Origin of the sequence: Acidovorax sp. 99, from assembly GCF_003096455.1 — a bacterium.
In the GTDB taxonomy this organism is placed as follows: Bacteria; Pseudomonadota; Gammaproteobacteria; order Burkholderiales; family Burkholderiaceae_C; genus Acidovorax; species Acidovorax delafieldii.
This window is the reverse complement of the sequence record NZ_QEKU01000001.1, coordinates 4368137-4388268: the sequence shown is the minus strand read 5'-3', so window position 1 is coordinate 4388268 and position 20132 is coordinate 4368137. Positions and strand designations below refer to the sequence as shown.

At 65.6% G+C, this 20132-nt stretch carries 18 protein-coding genes; 12 read left to right on the top strand and 6 right to left on the bottom strand.

The annotated features are described in order from the left end of the window. Positions 1-19 precede the first annotated feature (19 nt). The 5 genes from lptF to C8C95_RS20180 all read left to right on the top strand — a co-directional run bounded on the left by lptF (position 20) and on the right by C8C95_RS20180 (position 4873). Entirely contained in the window at positions 20-1126 is a 1107-nt protein-coding gene (gene lptF, locus C8C95_RS20200; protein ID WP_116749750.1) for an LPS export ABC transporter permease LptF, read from the top strand. Beyond that, complete coding sequence (gene lptG, locus C8C95_RS20195) at positions 1123-2232, top strand: LPS export ABC transporter permease LptG (RefSeq protein ID WP_015014258.1); 1110 nt, start codon at positions 1123-1125, stop codon at positions 2230-2232. Before lptF ends, lptG begins: the two co-directional genes overlap by 4 nt. A gap of 22 nt (positions 2233-2254) precedes the next feature. Beyond that, positions 2255-2626, top strand: a complete 372-nt coding sequence (locus tag C8C95_RS20190) for a CbiX/SirB N-terminal domain-containing protein (protein WP_116749749.1) — start codon at positions 2255-2257, stop codon at positions 2624-2626. 73 nt (positions 2627-2699) lie between these two features. Beyond that, a complete protein-coding gene (locus C8C95_RS20185) occupies positions 2700-3641 on the top strand; it encodes a CysB family HTH-type transcriptional regulator (RefSeq protein WP_056062356.1) in 942 nt (313 codons plus the stop codon). A gap of 65 nt (positions 3642-3706) precedes the next feature. Continuing rightward, entirely contained in the window at positions 3707-4873 is a 1167-nt protein-coding gene (locus tag C8C95_RS20180) for a pyridoxal phosphate-dependent aminotransferase (protein ID WP_116749748.1), read from the top strand. A gap of 22 nt (positions 4874-4895) precedes the next feature. Here the strand turns inward: C8C95_RS20180 and C8C95_RS20175 are convergent, their stop codons facing one another. Further along, entirely contained in the window at positions 4896-5798 is a 903-nt protein-coding gene (locus C8C95_RS20175) for a DMT family transporter (RefSeq protein WP_116749747.1), read from the bottom strand. A gap of 491 nt (positions 5799-6289) precedes the next feature. Here C8C95_RS20175 and kdpF point away from each other — a divergent pair, with 491 nt between their 5' ends. From kdpF to C8C95_RS20145, 6 genes are all read left to right on the top strand, one after another. Beyond that, positions 6290-6385 carry a K(+)-transporting ATPase subunit F gene (gene kdpF / locus C8C95_RS20170; protein WP_056062349.1) on the top strand — a complete coding sequence of 32 codons (96 nt, stop codon included), beginning with the start codon at positions 6290-6292 and terminating at the stop codon, positions 6383-6385. Then, positions 6382-8175: a potassium-transporting ATPase subunit KdpA gene (kdpA, locus tag C8C95_RS20165; RefSeq protein WP_116749746.1), complete on the top strand. Its 1794-nt coding sequence runs from the start codon at positions 6382-6384 to the stop codon at positions 8173-8175. The genes kdpF and kdpA overlap by 4 nt, the downstream gene beginning before the upstream one ends. A 20-nt stretch (positions 8176-8195) precedes the next feature. Next, a complete protein-coding gene (gene kdpB, locus C8C95_RS20160) occupies positions 8196-10262 on the top strand; it encodes a potassium-transporting ATPase subunit KdpB (RefSeq protein WP_116749745.1) in 2067 nt (688 codons plus the stop codon). Between the two features lie 51 nt (positions 10263-10313). Further along, a complete protein-coding gene (gene kdpC, locus C8C95_RS20155) occupies positions 10314-10931 on the top strand; it encodes a potassium-transporting ATPase subunit KdpC (RefSeq protein ID WP_116749744.1) in 618 nt (205 codons plus the stop codon). A 67-nt stretch (positions 10932-10998) separates the two neighbouring features. Continuing rightward, positions 10999-13716, top strand: coding sequence for a DUF4118 domain-containing protein (locus tag C8C95_RS20150; RefSeq protein ID WP_116749743.1), 2718 nt, complete (start codon positions 10999-11001; stop codon positions 13714-13716). Between the two features lie 28 nt (positions 13717-13744). Continuing rightward, complete coding sequence (locus C8C95_RS20145) at positions 13745-14467, top strand: response regulator (protein ID WP_116749742.1); 723 nt, start codon at positions 13745-13747, stop codon at positions 14465-14467. A gap of 7 nt (positions 14468-14474) precedes the next feature. On the opposite strand, the gene C8C95_RS20140 is transcribed toward C8C95_RS20145, so the two are convergent. Next, positions 14475-15440 carry a YafY family protein gene (locus tag C8C95_RS20140; protein WP_116749741.1) on the bottom strand — a complete coding sequence of 322 codons (966 nt, stop codon included), beginning with the start codon at positions 15438-15440 and terminating at the stop codon, positions 14475-14477. Between the two features lie 94 nt (positions 15441-15534). Here C8C95_RS20140 and C8C95_RS20135 point away from each other — a divergent pair, with 94 nt between their 5' ends. After that, positions 15535-16143 carry a glutathione S-transferase family protein gene (locus C8C95_RS20135; RefSeq protein WP_116749740.1) on the top strand — a complete coding sequence of 203 codons (609 nt, stop codon included), beginning with the start codon at positions 15535-15537 and terminating at the stop codon, positions 16141-16143. Between the two features lie 186 nt (positions 16144-16329). Here C8C95_RS20135 and rng read toward each other — a convergent pair whose 3' ends face one another. From rng to rsfS, 4 genes are all read right to left on the bottom strand, one after another. Continuing rightward, on the bottom strand, positions 16330-17820 hold the full coding sequence (gene rng, locus C8C95_RS20130) for a ribonuclease G (RefSeq protein WP_056062322.1): 1491 nt from the start codon (positions 17818-17820) through the stop codon (positions 16330-16332). A 30-nt stretch (positions 17821-17850) separates the two neighbouring features. Next, positions 17851-18465, bottom strand: a complete 615-nt coding sequence (locus C8C95_RS20125; protein ID WP_116749739.1) for a Maf family protein — start codon at positions 18463-18465, stop codon at positions 17851-17853. 100 nt (positions 18466-18565) lie between these two features. Beyond that, positions 18566-19033 carry a 23S rRNA (pseudouridine(1915)-N(3))-methyltransferase RlmH gene (rlmH, locus tag C8C95_RS20120; RefSeq protein WP_010458753.1) on the bottom strand — a complete coding sequence of 156 codons (468 nt, stop codon included), beginning with the start codon at positions 19031-19033 and terminating at the stop codon, positions 18566-18568. A 73-nt stretch (positions 19034-19106) separates the two neighbouring features. Then, positions 19107-19970 (bottom strand): ribosome silencing factor, encoded by an 864-nt coding sequence (gene rsfS / locus C8C95_RS20115; protein WP_116749738.1) that lies wholly within the window; start codon positions 19968-19970, stop codon positions 19107-19109. Positions 19971-20132: the final 162 nt, after the last annotated feature.

Here is a 20132-nt window from a genome sequence, read left to right as displayed (position 1 = left end):
GGTGTTTTCCTTAGAGCCAATGTTATTCGATTCATCCATCCGCAAGGAGCTGGCGCGCAGCTTCGGCGCGACCCTTGTGGTGCTGGTGACCGTGGTCATGACCATGATGCTCATCCGCACGCTGGGCCAGGCCTCCAAGGGCAGTGTCAGCCCGTCCGACGTGATGCTCGTCATGGGCTTCACCGTCTTGGGGCAATTGCCCACCATCCTCAGCCTCAGCCTGTTCATCGCGGTGGTCGGCACGCTGTCGCGCATGTACCGCGACAGCGAAATGGTGATCTGGTTCGCCAGCGGGCGCGGCTTGATCAGCTTGGTGCGCCCCCTGTTGCGATTTGCATGGCCGGTCATGGTGGTGATAGCCGTGCTGTCGCTGCTGGTGTGGCCATGGGCCAACTCCCAGATCCAGGAACTCAAGACCCGCTACGAGCAGCGCAGCGACATCGACCGTATCGCTCCGGGCGAGTTCCAGGAGTCCTCCAACGGAAGCCGCGTATTCTTCATTGACAAGGACACCCCGGACACGCTGGCGGCCAACAACGTGTTCATTGCTGCGAATGACGGCAAACGCGAATCCGTCACCTCCGCCCGCAGCGCCCGGCTGGAGACCCAGGGCGGTGAACGCATGGCCCTGCTGAGCGACGGCCAGCGCCTGGAGACCTCGCGCGACAAGCCCGGCGTAAAGATCAGCGAGTTCAGCCTGTACGGCACCCGCATCGGCAGCGCGCCCCCTGGGTCGGCTGAAGAACAAGCGGTGAAGACACGCACCACCTACGACCTCGTGATGCAGCCGCTGCCCGCCTACCGCGCCGAGCTGGGATGGCGACTCGGCCTTGCACTCGCTGCCCTCAACTTTGTGCTGCTCGGGTTGGCCGTGGCCAGCGTCAACCCACGCGCAGCGCGCAGCACCAGCATGGTATTCGCGCTGTTTGCCTTCATCGTCTACTACAACCTCATGACCCTGGGCCAGAGCTGGGTGGGTGCCGACCGGCTGGGCCTGACCGGCTTCATGGTGATGCTGCATGGCGGCATGCTGGCGGCCTCACTGCTGGTACTGGCAGTGCGCCACAACCAATGGACGGTGCGCCGCCTGTGGCGATCTGCTGAGGCGGGAGGACAGTCCGCATGAAAACCATCCGCCGCCTGATCCACCGCGAGGCCCTGGGCGCCGTCACCTTCGTCACTGTAGGTTTTCTGGCCCTCTTCTTTTTCTTTGACTTGGTGGATGAACTCCGCTGGGTGGGCCGTGCCGGGGAGGACGGTTACCAGCTATCGCACGCGCTGCTGTTTGTGGTGCTCAGCATTCCCAGCCACCTGTATGAACTGCTGCCCATCACCGTGCTGATTGGCACCATCTTCGTGATGGCGCGCCTGGCCCAAAGCTCGGAGTTCACCATCATGCGCACCAGCGGCATGGGCCCTTGGCGCGCACTGCGTACCCTGCTCACGCTCGGCGGCGTCTTTGTGCTGCTGACGTTTGCTGTCGGTGACTACCTGGCTCCCCTGACCGACCGCACCGCGCAGCTCATCAAGGTGCGCTACCTGGGGCGGCTGACGGCGGGCGCCACAGGTGCATGGCTCAAAGAACGGCAAGAAGACCATTCGTTTGCCGTCAACGTGCGCGCACTCACCCCCAATGGCGGCATGCTGGACGTGCGCATCTTCGAGTTTGACGAGAAGGGGCGCCTGGCGTCGCAGACGCGGGCTGCGTCGGGGCAGTTCGGCACCGATGGATCGTGGACCCTGGAGAAGGTGCAGCGCAGTCACTTTGAACAGCAAAGCGACAAGAACGAGGCCCGCGTGGAGCACCTGGAGAGCCCCTCCCTGCAGTGGCCGACCAAGATCAGCGCCGACATGGTGGCAGCGTCCCTGCTCAAGCCCGACCGCATGGCCACGCTGGACCTCTTTCAGTTCATCCGACATCTGAACGCCAATGGACAGTCCGCGCAGAAGTACGAGATCGAGTTCTGGCGCAAGGTGTTCTACCCCTTGAGCTGTCTGGTGATGGTGGTGCTAGCACTACCTTTTGCCTACCTGCATTTCCGCTCGGGCGGCATCGCGGGTTATGTGTTCGGCGGCGTGATGGCGGGTATCAGCTTCTTCCTGCTCAACAACGTTTTCGGCTACGCGGGCAACCTGCAAAACTGGTCGCCATGGCTGACAGCGGCGGCGCCCGGCCTGATCTATTCCCTGCTCTCGCTGGCGGCGTTCGGCTGGCTGGTGCTGAGACGCTGACACCCTGACCTTGCCTCGCCCCATGACCCAAGCCATCGTCCTGTTTGCCCACGGGTCCCGCGACCCCTTGTGGCGCGCCCCTATGGAGGCAGTCGCAAAGCGCATTGCGGCGCAAAGCTCTGGCCGCCAAGCTATCTGCGCCTACCTGGAACTGTGTGAACCATCCCTGCCAGACGCCGTCCGGCAACTGGTGGCCGATGGGGCCACCGCTGTCACGGTGGTTCCGATGTTCCTGGGCACCGGCAAACATGCGCGGGAGGACTTGCCCTTGTTGGTGCAAAAGCTGCGCACCGCACATCCTGGAGTTCAATTCCACGTACAGACAGCCATCGGAGAAGACCCCCGCATGACGGCGCTGATGGCCGAGATCGCCTGCGAAAGCCCGCCGATCTGAAATTTCCGAGAGTGCGGTCCGTTTGCTTAGACGATTGCAGCATAATGATGCAATCCTTTAGGCAATATTCGATATGAATCTGCACCAATTCCGCTTCGTTCAAGAGGCTGCGCGCCGCAACCTCAACCTGACCGAGGCCGCCAAGGCCCTGCACACCTCGCAGCCGGGCGTCTCCAAAGCCATCATCGAGCTGGAAGAAGAACTGGGCGTGGACATCTTTGCCCGCCACGGCAAGCGCCTCAAGCGCATTACCGAGCCCGGCCAGCATGTGCTCAAGAGCATCGAAGTCATCATGCGCGAGGTGGGTAACCTGAAGCGCATTGGCGAGCAGTTCAGCGCACAAGACAGCGGCACCCTCAGCATCGCCACCACCCACACCCAGGCGCGCTATGTGCTGCCGGTGCCCGTGGCGCGGCTGCGCGAGGCCTATCCCAAGGTCAACGTAAGCTTGCACCAGGCCACGCCCCACGAAGTGGCCCGCATGATCATCGACGAAGTGGCCGAAATCGGCATGGCCACCGAATCGCTGGCCGACTACCCCGAACTCGTCACCCTGCCCTGCTACGAATGGCAGCACGTGCTGGTCGTGCCCAACGACCACCCGCTGGCACAAAAGGAACGTATTGGTTTGGACGATCTGGCCCATGAGGCGCTGATTACCTACCACCCCTCCTTCACCGGCCGGGGCAAGATCGACCACGCCTTTGCGGCGCGCAAGCTCACGCCCCGCATCGTGCTCGAAGCCATCGACTCTGACGTGATCAAGACCTATGTGCGCCTGGGCCTGGGCATCGGCATCGTGGCCGAGATGGCCATGCGCGATGACCCGGTGGGTGACCTGGCCGTGCGTCCCGTGGGCCACCTTTTCGGCCAGAGCGTGGCCCGCGTGGCCTTCAAGCGCGGCGCCTACCTGCGCAACTTTGTCTACAAGTTTGCCGAGCTGCTCAGCGACCGCCTGAGCCGCGAGCTGATTGCCCGCGCGATGACAGGCCATGTCAACGACTACGAACTCTGACCTGCATTCAGTCCCGAAACACCCCGATCTCTTCCAGAATTTCCCGTTTTCCAAGCTGCTGCGCCATGACCTCCACCACCGCCCGCACACCCGCCTTCCCCAGCAAGCTGCCCAACGTCGGCACCACCATCTTCACCGTGATGTCCGCCCTGGCCGCAGAGCACAAGGCCGTCAACCTGGGCCAGGGCTTCCCCGACTTTGAATGCGCGCCCGAGCTGGTGAACGCCGTCACGGCCGCCATGCAGGCCGGCCACAACCAGTACCCGCCCATGACCGGGGTGCCCATGCTGCGCGAAGCCGTGGCCCGCAAGATCGAGGCGCTGCATGGCCGCGCCTACAACCCCAACACCGAAATCACCATCACCGCGGGCGCCACCCAGGCCATCATCACAGCCATCCTGGCCATCGTGCACGCGGGCGACGAGGTGATCGTGCTCGACCCCTGCTACGACAGCTACGTGCCCAACATCGAGCTGGCCGGCGGCAAGGCCGTGCGCGTGCCGCTCACGCCCGGCACCTTCCGGCCCGACTTTGCCAAGATCAGCGCGGCCATCACGCCCCGCACCCGCGCCATCATCATCAACAGCCCGCACAACCCCAGCGCCACCATCTGGACGGCCGAGGAAATGCGCCAGCTCGAAGACCTGCTCGCGCCCACCGACATCCTGCTCATCAGCGACGAGGTGTACGAGCACATGGTGTTCGACGGCGCCGAGCACCAGAGCGCCGCGCGCTTTGCAGGCCTGGCCGCCCGTGCGTTCATCGTGTCCAGCTTTGGCAAAACCTTCCACGTGACCGGCTGGAAAGTCGGCACCGTGGCGGCCCCCGCCGCGCTGACGGCCGAGTTCCGCAAGGTGCACCAGTTCAACGTGTTCACCGTCAACACCCCCGTGCAGCACGGCCTGGCCGCCTACCTGCAAGACCCCACGCCCTACCTGCAGTTGCCCGCGTTCTACCAGGCCAAGCGCGACCTGTTCCGCGAAGGGCTGGCAGGCTCGCGCTTCAAGCTGCTGCCCAGCACCGGCAGCTACTTCCAGTGCGTGGACATCTCGGCAATCAGCGATCTGAACGAGGCCGACTTCTGCCAGTGGCTCACCCGTGAGGTCGGCGTGGCGGCGATTCCGCTGTCCGCGTTTTATGGCGACGGGTTTGACCAGCGTGTGGTGCGGTTCTGCTTTGCCAAGAAGGACGAGACGCTGCGGGCGGCGCTGGAGCGGCTGCGCAAGCTGTGAGCTGCAGGGCCCTTCGGGGCCTTTACTTTGTTTGCCTGGCCAACCACACGCCCGCCGCCGCCAGCGCCATCCCCGCCAGCGCCCAGCCGCTGAGCGTCTCTTCAAACATCGCCCACGCGATCAGCGCTGTGGTGGGCGGGGTCAGGTAGAACAGGCTGGCCACATTGACTGCGCCGCCCCGGCGAATGAGCAGGTTCAACAGGCTCACGGCCCCGAGCGACAGCACCAGCACCAGCCAGCCCAGCGCAAACACAAACTCGCCGGTCCACGATATGGCCATGGATTCGGTGGCGTAGGCGACTGCGGCCATGGCCACCGCACAGGGCAGGTACTGAATGACCGAGCCCGTGCGCAAGTCGAACGAGGGGCAGAACCGCTTCTGGTACAACGTGCCCGCCGTGATGCCCAGCAGCGCGACCACCGCCGGCAGCAGCATGCCCATCAGTGCATTGGCCGGCACGGTGGCCACCTTGCCGGCCACCACCAGCGCCACGCCGGTGAAGCCCAGGGCCAGGCCCGCCCATTGGGCAGGCCGCACCTTCTCGCCCAGCAAAGCCCCGGCCACCAGGGCTGTCAGCAGCGGCTGCAAGCCCACCACCAGCGCTGTAATGCCCGACGGCAGCCCGTGCCCGATGGCCATGAACACACCGCCCAGGTACACACCGTGCACCAGCAGGCCCGACACCCCAATGTGCAGCCAGGCCCTGCCCGACGGCGGCCACGGCGCACGCGCTACGGAGACCACCGCGAGCATGAGCACGATGACAATGGCAAACCGCAGCGCCAGAAAGGTCAGCGGCTCCACATACGGCAGCCCCAGCTTGGCGCCTATAAAGCCGGTGCTCCAGAGCGCCACAAACAGCAGAGGGACGAGGGAATCGAGCGGACTGGAAGCGCTGGGACGGAGCGGTGTGGCCTGGGTCATGGAGAACAGAAGCGTGATGCAGGGTGGGGATGATCGCACCTTGCACACGCCTTTGCTTCAGGCCGATGCGAGCGTTCTCTTATGAACCATTGGGAGAACGGACAGACCTCAAGGTGCGCCACACCTGCCGAGCGTGCTGACGCCCGAAACCGGTGCGAGAACCGGCAAACCCGCGCTACAGGCAAAACTTTGAATAGAAACGGTCTGTAGCGCTTGAATATCATGCGCATACAGCTATAAATTCAATAGCAAATTGCCATACATCTTTCTGCCAACCAGGCCTGGCGCCCGCGCATCTTGATGCGATCTTGATACCCCACACCGCACTCTTGCGCCCATCTTGATGCGGCCGTTCCTAGCATCGGTCCATGTGTCAAGGAGGACGCTATGGACTGGATATTGATGGCGGTGGGAGGCCTGCTCTGGCTGGCCGTCTATGGCTTGGCCAAGGGTTGCGCGCTGCTGCAACGCCAGGCACAAGGGGGACGGTCATGACCAGCGGCTGGATGATTCTGGCGGCCGTGCTCGCCGCTGCGCTTTTGGTGTACCTGATCGCCGTGCTGCTGCGGCCGGAGGACTTTTCATGAGCACAGGTGCCTGGCTGCAATTGGCGGTGTTTTTGGCACTGCTGCTGGCGCTGGCTTGGCCGCTGGCGCGTTACATCGACACCGTGATGGCGGGCCGCTTTGCGCTGGGACGGAGGCTGGAAGGCCCGCTGTTCCGACTGGCAGGCGTGCGGCCCGATGAGGAAACCGGCTGGCTGCGCTACGCGCTGGGCCTGCTGGTGTTCAATGGCCTGGGCTTGCTGGCGGTGTATGCGCTGCAGCGCTGGCAAGCGGTGCTGCCGCTCAACCCGCAGGGCATGGCTGCGGTGGCACCCGATTCGGCCTTCAACACGGCCATCAGTTTTGTCACCAACACCAACTGGCAAGGCTATGGCGGCGAGAGCACCATGAGCTACCTCACGCAGATGCTGGCGCTGACGGTGCAGAACTTTCTGTCTGCCGCGACGGGCTTGGTGGTGGTCATTGCGCTGGTGCGTGGCTTTTCAAGGCACTCAGCACAATCCATTGGCAATGTGTGGGCCGACCTGACCCGCGCCACGCTGTGGGTGCTGCTGCCCCTGTCGCTGGTGTTGGCCGTGGTGTTTGCAGGCCAGGGCGTGATCCAGAACCTGTCGCCTTACACCGAGGTACCGACACTGGAGCCCGTGCACTACGACGCGCCCAAGCTCGATGGCGCGGGCCAGCCGGTGCTGGACGCCCAGGGCGCCCCGGTGACGGAACCCGCCACGCAAGCCACGCAGACCCTGGCCATGGGCCCCGTGGCCTCGCAGTTGGCCATCAAGATGCTGGGCACCAACGGAGGCGGCTTCTTCAACGCCAACTCGGCCCACCCGTTCGAGAACCCCTCGGCCGCCAGCAACCTGTTGCAGATGCTGGCGATCTTCCTCATCCCCGCCGCGCTGTGTCTGGTGTTTGGCCGCATGGTGGGCGATGAGCGCCAAGGTTGGACGATTCTGGCCACGATGAGCCTGCTCTTCGTGGTCGCAGTAGTGGCAACCACCGCCTTCGAGCAGCAAGGCAACCCGCTGCTGGCATCGCTGGGTGTGGACCAAACTGCCAGCGCCCTGCAGGCAGGCGGCAACATGGAAGGCAAGGAAACGCGTTTTGGCATCGCCACCTCCGCCCTGTTCGCAGTAATCACCACAGCCGCCAGCTGCGGCGCGGTGATTGCGATGCACGACAGCTTCACCCCCCTCGGCGGCATGGTGCCCATGGTGCTCATGCAGATGGGCGAGGTGGTATTTGGCGGCGTGGGCTCGGGCCTGTACGGCATGCTGGTGTTCGCCATCATGGCGGTGTTCATCGCCGGGCTGATGATTGGCCGCACGCCCGAGTACCTGGGCAAGAAGATCGAGACGCATGAGATGAAGCTCGTCTCCATCGCCATCCTGGTCACGCCGTTGCTCGTATTGCTCGGTACCGCCGTGGCGGTGATGAGCGAGGCAGGCCGCGCGGGCCTCTCCAACCCTCGCGCGCACGGCTTCAGCCAGGTGCTGTATGCGCTGTCTTCCGCCGCCAACAACAACGGCAGCGCCTTCGCTGGCCTGTCGGCCAACACCCCCTTCTACAACGTGCTGCTGGCCGTGGCTATGTGGCTGGGCCGCTTCGGCGTGATCGTACCGGTGCTGGCCATGGCCGGGTCCCTAGCCGCCAAGAAGCGCGCCACCGCCACCGATGGCACCTTGCCCACCCACGGCCCGCTGTTTGTGGCGCTGCTGGCGGGCGTGGTGCTGCTGGTGGGGTTGCTGAACTATGTGCCCGCCCTCGCGCTGGGCCCGGTGGTAGAGCATCTCGTGCTCACACCCCGTTAAGAAATGGCTGGGAGATTGTGATGACTCGCAAAACATTGACCCTGTTCGACCCCGCCCTGGTACGCCCCGCGCTGCTGGAGGCTTTCAAGAAGCTGGACCCGCGCGTGCAATGGCGCAACCCGGTGATGTTTGTGGTGTACGTGGGCAGCGCCTTCACCACCGCGCTGGCCGCCAGCAAACCCGAGGGCTTCACCGCCGCAGTAGCGCTGTGGCTGTGGTTCACCGTGCTGTTCGCCAACTTTGCCGAGGCCATGGCCGAAGGCCGCAGCAAGGCCCAGGCGGCCTCGCTGCGCGGCCTGAAAAAGCAGACTTGGGCCAAGAAGCTCGACGGCCAGTTTGACCGCACGACGCCGCGCACCGAGATGACCTGGCTGCCGCTGGAGGCCGCCCACCTGCGCAAGGGCGATGTGGTGCTGGTGGAAGCCGGTGACACCATTCCCGCCGATGGCGAGGTGATCGACGGCGTGGCCTCGGTGGACGAAAGCGCCATCACGGGCGAATCGGCCCCGGTGATCCGCGAATCGGGCGGCGACTTCTCGGCCGTGACGGGCGGCACCCGCGTGCTGTCGGACTGGATCGTGGTGCGCGTGGCCGTGAACCCTGGCGAGACCTTTGTCGACCGCATGATCGCCATGGTGGAGAACGCCAAGCGCCACAAGACCCCCAACGAGATCGCGCTGACCATCCTGCTGGTGGCGCTGACCATCGTGTTCCTGGGCGTGGTGGTTACGCTGCTGCCGTTCTCGCTGTTCAGCGTGCAGGCCAGCGGCGCGGGCGAGCCTGTGAGCCTGGTGGTGCTGGTGGCGCTGCTGGTGTGCCTGATCCCTACCACGATTGCAGGCTTGCTCAGCGCCATCGGCGTGGCGGGCATGAGCCGCATGATGCAGGCCAATGTGATTGCCACCTCGGGCCGCGCGGTGGAGGCCGCAGGCGACGTGGACGTGCTGCTACTGGACAAGACCGGCACCATCACCCTGGGCAACCGGCAGGCCAGTCAGTTCGTGTCTGCCCCCGGCGTGACCGATGCCGCATTGGCCGATGCCGCCCAGCTCGCATCGCTGGCCGACGAAACCCCCGAAGGCCGCAGCATCGTGGTGCTGGCCAAGCAGAAGTTCAACCTGCGTGAACGTGACCTTACCAGCCTGCAGGCGGTGTTTGTGCCCTTTACGGCGCAAACCCGCATGAGCGGGGTGGACCTGCCCGGCCCACGCCTGCTGCGCAAGGGTGCGGCCGATGCCATCCGCAAGCATGTGGAGGCCCTGGGCGGGCGCTTTCCTACCGCCGTGCAGACGGCGGTGGACGATGTATCGCGCCGTGGCAGCACCCCGCTGGTGGTGGCCGATGGTGCCCACGTGCTGGGCGTGGTGGAGCTCAAAGACGTGGTCAAGGGCGGCATCAAGGAGCGCTTTGCCGAGCTGCGCCGCATGGGCATCAAGACCGTGATGGTGACGGGCGACAACCGCCTGACGGCCGCCGCGATTGCGGCCGAGGCGGGTGTGGACGACTTCCTGGCCGAGGCCACGCCCGAGGCCAAGCTGCAGCTCATCCGCAGCTACCAGGCGGCCGGGCAACTGGTGGCCATGACCGGCGACGGCACCAACGATGCGCCCGCCCTGGCCCAGGCCGACGTGGCCGTGGCCATGAACACTGGCACCCAGGCCGCCAAGGAGGCGGGCAACATGGTGGACCTGGACAGCAACCCCACCAAGCTCATCGAGATCGTGGAGACCGGCAAGCAGATGCTGATGACACGCGGCTCGCTCACCACCTTCAGCATTGCCAACGACATCGCCAAGTACTTCGCCATCATCCCTGCGGCGTTTGTCACCACCTACCCGCAGCTGTCGGCGCTGAACTTCATGCACCTGGCCAGCCCCTCGTCGGCCATCTTGTCCGCCGTGGTGTTCAACGCGCTGATCATCATCTTTTTGATCCCGCTGGCCTTGAAGGGCGTGGCTTACCGCGCCGTGGGGGCTGCTGCGCTGCTGCGCCGCAACCTGGCCATTTATGGGCTGGGGGGCATGGTGGTGCCGTTCATTGGCATCAAGCTGATTGACATGGTGTTGGCCGCAGCCGGGTTGACCTGATCGCTGCCCATTCGCCAACACAGCGCCTTAATCACTGACAAGGAAAATCGTATGCCTATCCGTATCCCCCGCGACGACGTGCCCGCCAGCCCAGGCGGCCTGCTGCGCCCTGCCCTCACGCTGTTCGTCGTGCTGTCCATCGTCACCGGCCTGCTCTACCCGCTGGCCGTGACCGGTGTCGCACAAACGGCCTTCCCGCACCAGGCCAACGGCAGCCTCATCACCCAGGGTGGCAAGGCAGTGGGCTCCGAGCTGATCGGCCAGTCGTTCACCGAGCCTGGCCACTTCTGGGGCCGCCCATCGGCCACAGCGCCCATGCCCTACAACGCATCGGCCTCGGGTGGCTCCAATCTGGGCCCCACCAACCCGGCGTTGACCGATGCCGTCAAGGCGCGCATTGAAGCGCTCCGTGCCGCCGACCCGGGCAACACCCGGCCCGTGCCCGTGGACCTGGTCACCGCGTCGGCCAGCGGGCTGGACCCACACATCAGCCCGGCAGCCGCCGCCTACCAGAGCGAACGCGTGGCCCGTGCCAGAGGCCTGCCCGTGGGACAAGTGCAAGCCTTGGTGCAGCAGCACACCGACACCCCCTGGCTGGGCCTGCTGGGCGAGCCGCGTGTGAACGTTCTGGCCTTGAATCTGGCACTCGATTCGCTATCAAATAAATAGCTATCAGCGCAATTGATACTAGCGCTTGAGGCCTATTCGACATCAAATTGGTGGATACACTGTGCCCATGCAGGATCGCCCCGACCCCGACGCGCTGCTGCAGCGCATCCAGCAAGAGCAGGCCCAGCAGCAGCGCGGGCGGCTCAAAGTGTTTTTTGGCGCCTGTGCGGGGGTGGGCAAGACCTTTGCCATGCTGTCCGCCGCCCGGGCGGCGCAGGCGCAGGGCCTGCCCGTCACCATCGGCGTGGTCGAAACGCATGGCCGCACCGACACCGAGGCGCTGACCGCCCACCTGCCGCGCCTGCCGCTGCGCGCCCTGCCCTACAAAGACCGCACCCTGCCCGAGTTTGACCTGGACGCCGCCCTGGTCTGGGGCGCTGCGAACCCCGAGGGCCTGGTGCTGCTGGACGAGCTGGCCCACAGCAACGTGGCCGGATCGCGCCACCCCAAGCGCTGGCAAGACGCCGAAGAGCTGCTGGCCGCAGGCATCGACGTGTGGTCCACCATGAACGTGCAGCACCTGGAGAGCCTGAACGACATCGTCAGCGGTATCACCGGCATCCGCGTGTGGGAGACGGTGCCCGACCAGTTTTTTGACGCCGCCGACGAAGTGGTGGTGGTCGACCTGCCGCCCGACGAACTGCTGGCACGCCTGAAAGCCGGCAAGGTCTACTTGCCCCAGCAGGCAGAGCGTGCCGCTGCCAACTTCTTTCGCAAAGGCAACTTGCTGGCCCTGCGTGAGCTGGCCCTGCGCCGCACCGCCGACCGCGTGGACGACGAAATGCGCGCCTACCGCCGCGCCAGCACCACCACGCCAGAGGCCGTGTGGCCCAACCGCGAAGCCCTGTTGGCCTGCGTGGGCACGGGCGACAACGCCGAAAAGGTGGTGCGCAGCTGCGCCCGCCTGGCCGCCCAGCTCGACCTGCCGTGGCACGCCGTGCATGTGGAAACGCCCGAGCAGCAAGGCCAGTCGGCCACCCTGCACCCGCAGGTGGAGCGCACGCTGAAGATCGCGCAGCAACTGGGCGCCGCCGCCTGCGCCGTGCTGCCCGCAGCCCAGCCCGCCCAGGCCCTGGTGCGCTATGCGCGCGAACACAACCTTGTGCGTGTGGTCATGGGGCGCAGCACCCGGCGCTGGCCGTGGCAGGCCACGCTGGCCGAGCAGATCGGACAAAGTGCCAGCGACCTGGACCTGCTGCAGGTGGGCACACTGCCCAGCCGCAGCGCCGACACCACCGAACGCAAAACCATCCGCACCAGTACCGCAGCCCCCCGCGCTGCATTCTGGCCCGGCTACATCGCCGCCGCCCTGGCCTGCTGCATTGCCGCCGTCATTGCCACACCGCTGGCCAACGTGCTGGAGCTGACCAACATCGTCATGCTGTTTTTGCTGGTGGTGGTGGGGGTGGCGCTGCGCTTTGGTCGCGGCCCGGCCATCATGGCGGCGTTCCTGGGCGTGGGGTTTTTTGACTTCTTCTTTGTGCCGCCCCGCTTCAACTTTGCGGTGAGCGACGCGCAGTACGTCGTCACCTTTGCGGTGATGCTGGTGGTGGCCCTGGTGGTGGGCCAGCTCACCGCCGGGCTCAAGGTGCAGGCCGAGGCCGCCACCGACCGCGAACACCGCGTGCGCAGCCTGTACGACATGGCGCGTGACCTGTCTGCCGCCCTACTGCCCGAACAGGTGGCCGAGATTGGCGCACGCTTCATCACGGGCGAGTTCAGCGCAGGCAGCACGCTGGTGGTGGCTGACGATGACAACCGCCTGCAGGTGCTGCCCGGAGGCACCGCCCCCGTGGACATGGCCGTGGCGCAATGGGCATTCGAGCGCGGCGAGCCCGCTGGCCGGGGCACGGACACCTTGCACTCCAGCCCCACGCTGGTGCTGCCGCTCAAGGCGCCCATGCGCATCCGTGGCGTGCTGGTGGTGGCCATGCCGCAAAGCCAAGTGCCAGGTGTAGAACCGCGCCGCCTGCTGCAGACCTGCGCCTCGCTGCTCGCCATTTCGCTCGAACGCATCCACTACATCGACGTGGCGCAAAAGAGCACCGTGCAGATCGAGTCCGAGCGGCTGCGCAACTCGCTGCTGTCGGCCATCTCGCACGATTTGCGCACGCCGCTGGCCTCACTGGTCGGCTTGGCCGAATCACTGGCCATGGTGCAGCCGCCCCTGCCTGCCCATCAACAAGAGTTGACCGGGGCCATCCAGCAATCGGCCCAGCGCATGAGCGCACTGGTCAACAACTTGCTGGACATGGCCCGCCTGGAGGCTGGGGCCGTACAACTCAACAAGGCCTGGCAGCCGCTGGAAGAAGTGGTGGGCAGCGCCCTCGCCGCCGGTGCCCCGGCCATCGCTGCGCACCGGGTTGAAGTGACACTGCCCGACGCCCTGCCATTGCTGCAAATCGATGCCGTGCTGATGGAGCGCGTGCTGGTCAACCTGCTGGAAAACGCCGCCAAGTACACGCCCGCAGACACCACCCTCCACATCAGCGCGCAGCCCCAAAGCGACGCGGTGGCACTGACCCTCACCGACGAAGGTCCTGGCCTGCCCAAAGGGCGCGAAGAGTTGCTGTTTGAAAAGTTCGAGCGCGGCGCCCGCGAGAGCGCGACGCCCGGCGTCGGCCTGGGGCTGGCCATCTGCCGCGCCATCGTGCAGGCGCATGGTGGCAGCATCCGAGGCGATACGATCTTGAACGCTCAAGGCCAGGCTGCCGGGGCGCGCTTTACGCTGCTGCTGCCACGCGGCACACCGCCCACCGACCTGGGCGATGACGCCGACGCCTGACACCCTTGCATCCATGCCATGCCATGCCATGACCGACCTGCCCACGCACATCCTCATCGTTGAAGACGAAGCCGATATCCGCCGCTTTGTGCGCCTGACGCTGGAGACCGAAGGCCACACCGTGCACGAGGCCGCGACCCTGCAGCGCGGCCTGATCGAAGCCGGCACCCGCCGCCCCGACCTGGTGGTGCTGGACCTGGGGCTGCCCGATGGGGATGGCGTCGATTTGATCCGCGACCTGCGCACCTGGTCGGCCATGCCCATCATCGTGCTCTCGGCCCGCAGCGCCGAAACCAGCAAGATCGCGGCGCTGGACGCTGGGGCCGACGACTACCTGGTCAAACCCTTTGGCTCGGGCGAGCTGATGGCCCGCGTGCGCGCGCAGCTGCGGCGCAGCCAAAGGACATCCGGCGCCGAAGCCACACCCGTCATCCAGTTCGGCCCCATCACCGTGGACCTTGCCCGCCGTACGGTGGAGCGCCGCACGCAAAGCAATGGCGAAGGCGATGGCAGCGAGGCCCTGCACCTCACGCCCATCGAATACAAGCTGCTCACCTACCTGGCCTCCCAGCCCGACCGCGTCATCACCCACGCCCAGCTGCTCAAGGCCGTATGGGGCCCAGGCCATGCTGAAGACACGCACTACGTGCGCGTGCACATGGCCAACCTGCGCAAGAAGGTGGAGGACAACGCCTCCATGCCCCGGCACTTGCGGACCGAGGCGGGTATCGGGTACCGGTTCGTACCCTGACGCCAACTCACGAACTGCGCGCGCCAGTGCAACGCAACGCCCGCTCCCCCACCACGCGCAGCCGCTCCTGCAGCGACGCGGGCGCCAGCACCTCAAACTCCACGTCCAGCGCCATGAGCCAGAACACCAGGGCATCGCTGGCCGCGCATTCCAGCTGGCACTGCTGCCCGTTGGCCAGCGTTGTGACCACACCGGCCGACTGCGGAATGCGCCTCGCCATTTCTGCATAAGGGGCATGCAGCACCACCCGCGCCTGGTCGGGGTGCGGTGCTGCGGTGATGGAGCGCGACACGTACGCCTTGAGGTCGCCGCCGTCCGGCCCGGGGCGCGGCGAGAAATGCGCGCCGACTTCGGGCTTTGCCACCATGCGGTCGATGCGAAAGGTGCGCCAGTCGCCACGGTCGCAGTCCCACGCCACCAGGTACCAGCGCATGCCGGTGTGCACCACGCCCTGTGGCTCCACCGAGCGCTGGGTAGCGCGCCCCTTGCCGTCTTCGTACGAGAAGCCAAGCCGCAACTGGTCGCGGCAGGCCGATGCCAGCGTGGCCAGCAACGTGGCCTCCACCACGGGCCCGGTGCGGTCCAGCGGCAGGATGGTGGAGCGCAACGCGTCCACCTGCTCACGCAGCCGCAGGGGCATGGCCTGCTCCAGTTTCACCAAGGCACGCAAGGCGGGCTCTTCAATGCCGCCCACGGCGCCCGCAGTGGCGGTGCGCAGCGCAATCGATACGGCCAGGGCTTCTTCATCGTCTAGCAGCAACGGGGGCAACGCCTGCCCCGCGCGAAAGGCATAGCCGCCCGCCACGCCACTGCTGGCCTGCACCGGGTAGCCCAGCTGGCGCAGGCGGTCGATGTCGCGCCGCAGCGTGCGCGGATGCACTTCCAGCCGCTCGGCCAGCTCGGGGCCCATCCAGTGGCTGCGGGTTTGCAGCAGGGACAGCAGGCGCAACAGGCGTGTGGAAGAACTGAGCATGCCGCCACTGTACGTTGAATTGAGGACTGAAATTGTCCGCAATGGTTCTTACAGTGACTCCACCTTTTCTTCCACCACGACCAAGGAGTTTTCCATGTCCATCGTCCTTTACTGGCACCCCATGTCCAGCGCCACCCCGATTGCCTGCGCACTCACCGAGCTGGGCGTACCCCACGAGCGCGTGAAGATCGACATCCGCACCGGTGAGCAGCGCCGCCCCGAATATCTCGCCCTGAACCCCAACGGCAAGGTCCCCACGCTGACGGTGGACGGTGCGCCCATGTTCGAGGCCCTGGCCATCCACTTGTGGCTGGGCCATCGCTACGGCATCGAGCGTGGCCTGTGGCCTGCCGCCGGCACGCCCGAGGCGTTGCAGGCGCTGTCGTGGTGCACCTGGGCGTACGTGACCTATGGCACGGTGCTGGTGCGCCTGCAGTTGGCCACGCAGGGCGAAGAGGCGCTGTGCAGCCCTGCCCATGCACAGGCAGCCACAGCGGGGCTGAACGACCTGCTCACCCTGCTGGATGCCCGCCTGGCCGCCCAGCCCTGGATGCTGGGCGCGGACTATTCGCTGGTGGATCTGGTGGTGGGGTCGGTGCTGGGCTACAGCGTGTACCTGGGTGCACCCGTCAATGCACACCCGCATGTGCAGGCCTGGCTGGCGCGTGTGCAGGCGCGCCCAGCGATGCAAATCGAGGCCTGAGAGGCTAAGAGTCTTCTATCCATGCCCGCCTTGCACGCCAAAACGCCCCGGCTCTTCGTTGCAAATGCTCGCCATAGCCCGAGCTATGGCTGTGCTTTGCGCCTCGATCCGAGGCGTTTTCGCGCGCCTTTCGGGCTTGGCTAAAAAACTCTCAGCCTCTGAGCGCGCGGTCGATCAACGCTGCTGCTACAGCAGCACGATGTCGTACTGCTCCTGCCCCATCGCGCTTTCGGCCTGCAGCGAGATGGGTTTTTTGATGAAGTCCGAGAGGCCGGCCAGGTGCTGGCTTTCTTCGTCCAGGAACAGCTCCACCACCCGCGCGGACGCCACCACGCGGAACTCGCGCGGGTTGAATTGGCGGGCTTCGCGCAGGATCTCGCGCAGGATGTCGTAGCACACGCTGCGCGCGGTTTTGACGCTGCCCTTGCCCTGGCACACCTCGCAGGGCTCGCACAGCATGTGGGCCAGTGATTCGCGGGTGCGCTTGCGCGTCATCTCCACCAGACCCAGTTGCGAGAAGGTGCCAGATGACATGGTCTTGACCCTGTCGCGGGCCAGCTGCTTTTTGAACTCCGACAGCACGGCCTGCTGGTGGTCGTCCCGCACCATGTCGATGAAGTCCACGATGATGATGCCGCCCAGGTTGCGCAGACGCAGCTGGCGCGCAATGGCTTGCGCGGCCTCCAGGTTGGTCTTGAAGATGGTGTCGTCAAAATTACGCGCACCCACGTAGCCGCCGGTGTTCACGTCAATGGTGGTCAGCGCCTCGGTCTGGTCCACGATGAGGTAGCCGCCCGATTTCAAATCGACCCGGCGGCCCAGGGCCTTGGCCACCTCTTCGTCAATGGAGTACAGGTCAAAAATCGGCCGCTCGCCCTTGTAGTGCTGCAGCTTGCCAGCGGCTGCGGGCATGAACTCCTGCCCGAACGCGCGCAGGCGCTGGAACTGCTCCATCGAATCCAGGCGGATGGTCTGCGTGTGGTCGCCCACCAGATCGCGCAGCACACGCTGCAGCAGGTCCAGGTCCTGGTGCAACAGCGACATGGCGGGCAGCTTGAGCGATGCCTCCTTGATGCGCGCCCAGGTCTTGCGCAGGTAGGCGATGTCTTCGGCCAGCTCGGCATCGGTGGAATCTTCGCCGTTGGTGCGCAGAATGAAGCCGCCGCCACCGCCCGTGGACTTGTCGCCCACCAGCGCCTGCAGCCGCGCGCGCAGCGCATCGCGCTCGGCGGGAGGGATTTTCTGCGACACGCCCACATGGTCGTCCTGCGGCAAAAACACCAGCAGGCGACCGGCAATGCTGATCTGCGTGGACAACCGCGCGCCCTTGGTGCCAATCGGGTCCTTGATGACCTGCACCATGAGCGCCTGGCCCTCGAACACCTGCTTTTCGATCGGTACCTGCGGCTCGTTCTTGCGAGCAAATGCGGGCGGCTCGCCATCGGGCTGGCGCTGCCACACATCAGCCACGTGCAAGAAGGCGGCACGCTCCAGCCCGATGTCGATAAAGGCCGACTGCATGCCTGGCAGCACGCGCGAGACCTTGCCCAGATAGACATTGCCGACCAGACCGCGCTCCAGCGTGCGCTCGATGTGCAGCTCCTGCACGGCGCCGTGCTCCACCACGGCCACCCGGGTTTCCTGGGGGGACCAATTGATCAGGATGTCTTGTTGCATGGCGTTGTTGTTGTCTTTGGTTGGCGTCGCTCAGATCGCAAAGCCCGCTGCGCGCAGCAGCTGCGCGGTCTCGTACATCGGCAGCCCCATGATGCCCGAATAGCTGCCCGCCAGGTGCTCCACATACGCCGCCGCCCGGCCCTGGATGCCGTAGGCGCCTGCCTTGCCCAGCGGCTCGCCCGTAGCCACATACGCCTCGATCTGCGCAGGTGCCATGGGCGCGAAAGTGACGCGCGATACCGACAGGGCCGTCAGCCGTTTGGTGCCTACCTGCAGAGCCACGGCGGTCAGCACGCGGTGCTCGTGCCCTGCCAGTTCAGCCAGCATGCGTGCCGCATGCGCGGCATCGTCGGGCTTGCCATAGATGGTGCGGCCCAGGGCCACGGTGGTGTCGGAACACAGGATGGGCGCATCCGGTAACTGGCGCCTTGCGCGCCGGGCCACGGCCGCGTCGAGCTTGAGCGCCGTCACGCGCTCCACATACGCTGTGGGCGCTTCGCCAGGCAGCACCACCTCGATGGCTTCAGCGTCTTCGGGCTCGTCGCCATCCACGTTGGGCAGCAGCAGTTCGTGGCGCACGCCCAACTGTTCAAGCAACTGGCGGCGGCGCGGGCTCTGGGAGGCGAGGTAGATGAAGTCGGGCATGAACGGATTTTGAATAAAAATCAGCTCTAGCGCTTAGTCATCAAGCGCTAGCAGCTATGAAAACAGGAGTAGCACAGACCATCATCGCAAAGGGTCTGCTTCATTCACGATGGTAAGGATGCCCGGCGTTCACCGACCAGGCGCGGTACAGCTGCTCGATGAGCAGCACCCGCACCATGGCGTGCGGCAAAGTCAGGTCCGAGAGGCGGATGCGCTCGTGCGCACCCTGGCGAAAGGCCGGGTCCAGCCCGTCGGGGCCACCGATGACCAATGCCACGTCGTCACCGCCCAGTTGCCAGCCCTTGAGCCGTTCGGCCAGGGCCTTGGTGGTGAGGTTGGTACCGCGCTCGTCCAGTGCCACCACGCGCGTGCCACGCGGAATGGCGGCTTCGATGCGCTCGCGCTCGGCGGCATAGAGCGTCTCCAGCGTCTTGGAGCCGCGTGGCTCGGTCTTGACGGCCTTGAGCTCGACCTTGAGTTCAGGTGGAAAACGTTTGGCGTAATCGTCGTACGCGGTCTGCGCCCAGTCGGGGACCCGCTGACCGACCGCCACTATCAGCAGCTTCATGGATCAACCTGGATGCGTGAGGGAGTCACCGCCGCCGCGCGCAAGCGATGGAGCGCGCAGCAGCTGAAACGGATCAGTCCTTGCTGCGAGCAGGTGCCTTCTTGGCCGCGGGCTTGGAGCCCGATGCGGAGGCTGGCTTGGCAGCTGCGCGCGCAGGGGACTTGGCAGCTGGCGACTTCTTGGCCGCAGGCTTCTTGGCGCCACCGGGCTTGACCACCACCGTCTTGACGGGGGTCTTGGTGGCTGCGGGCTTCTTGGTGGCAACTGCGCCAGTGGTCTTGCTGGCTGGCTTGGCGGTGCTTGTCTTGGCAGCCGATTTGGCAGGTGCAGCCTTGACCGCAGTTTTTGCAGCGGGCTTGGGGGCTGTTTTGGCAGCAGTCTTCGCAGCGGTCTTGGCGACCGCCTTGACGGTGGCCTTGCCCGAACGGGCGGCTACGGTGGGGGCCGCCGCCTTCTTGGCGGGCGCCTTGCCTGCCGCCTTGGCGTCCGACTTGGCCGCCTTCTGGGCCGACTTCTTCTCGGCCAACTCTGTGGCCGCGCTGGACACCGGCTTGGCTGCGCCAAGCTTCAGGCGCACGGGGGTGTCGCCCCACAGCTCTTCCAGGCGGTAGTACTGGCGGATGGCCGGTTGCATGATGTGCGCCACAGCCGCGCCGCAGTCCACGATGATCCATTCGCCGTTGTCTTCGCCTTCGATGCGGGGCTTGGAGAACCCTGCCTCCTTGACCGCGTCGCGTACGCTGGCGGCCAGGGCCTTGGTCTGGCGGTTGGAGGTGCCCGATGCCACGATCACCCGTTCAAACAGCGGCGAGAGATGCTCGGTGTTGAAGACCTGGATGTCTTGCGCCTTGACGTCTTCCAGGCCATCAACAATGGCGCGCTGGAGTTTGGTGACGTCTTTTTTGGCAGCTGTTTCCGATTTGGTGGAGGTGGTCATCAGGCGGTGAATAGAGAGGGAATGGAATCAATATAGCGTGCAACGCATCGCGCAGCCAGCGGGCTGGGCCTTGAGTGTTGCGCGGGTGTTGTGCTGGGGCGCTGCAGCAATATGAGGTGTTTTTGACCTCTTGCGCTCATGTGAAAAGCGCTGGCAGCTATT

Coding starts and splice junctions, on each gene's coding strand:
- lptF (WP_116749750.1), top strand. CDS start 20: ATGTTATTCGATTCATCCATCCGCAAGGAGCTGGCGCGCAGCTTCGGC.
- lptG (WP_015014258.1), top strand. CDS start 1,123: ATGAAAACCATCCGCCGCCTGATCCACCGCGAGGCCCTGGGCGCCGTC.
- C8C95_RS20190 (WP_116749749.1), top strand. CDS start 2,255: ATGACCCAAGCCATCGTCCTGTTTGCCCACGGGTCCCGCGACCCCTTG.
- C8C95_RS20185 (WP_056062356.1), top strand. CDS start 2,700: ATGAATCTGCACCAATTCCGCTTCGTTCAAGAGGCTGCGCGCCGCAAC.
- C8C95_RS20180 (WP_116749748.1), top strand. CDS start 3,707: ATGACCTCCACCACCGCCCGCACACCCGCCTTCCCCAGCAAGCTGCCC.
- C8C95_RS20175 (WP_116749747.1), bottom strand. CDS start 5,798: ATGACCCAGGCCACACCGCTCCGTCCCAGCGCTTCCAGTCCGCTCGAT.
- kdpF (WP_056062349.1), top strand. CDS start 6,290: ATGACCAGCGGCTGGATGATTCTGGCGGCCGTGCTCGCCGCTGCGCTT.
- kdpA (WP_116749746.1), top strand. CDS start 6,382: ATGAGCACAGGTGCCTGGCTGCAATTGGCGGTGTTTTTGGCACTGCTG.
- kdpB (WP_116749745.1), top strand. CDS start 8,196: ATGACTCGCAAAACATTGACCCTGTTCGACCCCGCCCTGGTACGCCCC.
- kdpC (WP_116749744.1), top strand. CDS start 10,314: ATGCCTATCCGTATCCCCCGCGACGACGTGCCCGCCAGCCCAGGCGGC.
- C8C95_RS20150 (WP_116749743.1), top strand. CDS start 10,999: ATGCAGGATCGCCCCGACCCCGACGCGCTGCTGCAGCGCATCCAGCAA.
- C8C95_RS20145 (WP_116749742.1), top strand. CDS start 13,745: ATGACCGACCTGCCCACGCACATCCTCATCGTTGAAGACGAAGCCGAT.
- C8C95_RS20140 (WP_116749741.1), bottom strand. CDS start 15,440: ATGCTCAGTTCTTCCACACGCCTGTTGCGCCTGCTGTCCCTGCTGCAA.
- C8C95_RS20135 (WP_116749740.1), top strand. CDS start 15,535: ATGTCCATCGTCCTTTACTGGCACCCCATGTCCAGCGCCACCCCGATT.
- rng (WP_056062322.1), bottom strand. CDS start 17,820: ATGCAACAAGACATCCTGATCAATTGGTCCCCCCAGGAAACCCGGGTG.
- C8C95_RS20125 (WP_116749739.1), bottom strand. CDS start 18,465: ATGCCCGACTTCATCTACCTCGCCTCCCAGAGCCCGCGCCGCCGCCAG.
- rlmH (WP_010458753.1), bottom strand. CDS start 19,033: ATGAAGCTGCTGATAGTGGCGGTCGGTCAGCGGGTCCCCGACTGGGCG.
- rsfS (WP_116749738.1), bottom strand. CDS start 19,970: ATGACCACCTCCACCAAATCGGAAACAGCTGCCAAAAAAGACGTCACC.